Source organism: Bradyrhizobium sp. NBAIM08 (assembly GCF_020193935.1).
Lineage (GTDB): Bacteria > Pseudomonadota > Alphaproteobacteria > Rhizobiales > Xanthobacteraceae > Bradyrhizobium > Bradyrhizobium yuanmingense.
Genome location: NZ_JADYVR010001167.1, coordinates 1 through 392, shown reverse-complemented (window position 1 = coordinate 392; position 392 = coordinate 1). Strand labels below are relative to the sequence as shown.

Sequence of the window (392 nt, the reverse complement as noted above, 5' to 3'; positions counted from 1 at the left end):
TCACCGTGGTCCCGCGGCGCGGCACGTACGTCACCCCCGTCGGTCTGAGCGACGTGCTGGAGATGTTCGAGGCACGTGAGGCGATCGAGTGCGGCGTCGCCTTCATCGCCGCACGCCGCATCACCCCGCCCCAGCTGGAACAGCTGCGTGCCCTGGTGGGCCAGGCCGACCAGGCCCGGAGCGACGTACGCCCGGAGGACCACCTCGTCGACGACCACGCCATCCACGCCTACCTGGTCGAGATCGCGAGCAACGGGCTCCTGCGCGACGCGGCCGAGCGGCTCCTCCAGCACAACCTGCGCTTCTGGCGCTCGTACTGGTCGAGCCATCACCCGCAGGCGTCGACGATGCTGCCGCACGCCGACCTGCTGGCGGCGTTGGAGGCGCACGAC

At 71.2% G+C, this 392-nt stretch carries 1 protein-coding gene; it reads left to right on the top strand.

Annotated features, from left to right (window positions below):
• Positions 1 to 392, top strand: a 392-nt coding sequence (locus tag I6F37_RS43975; RefSeq protein WP_225154982.1) for a GntR family transcriptional regulator, incomplete at both ends; no start/stop codon positions are given.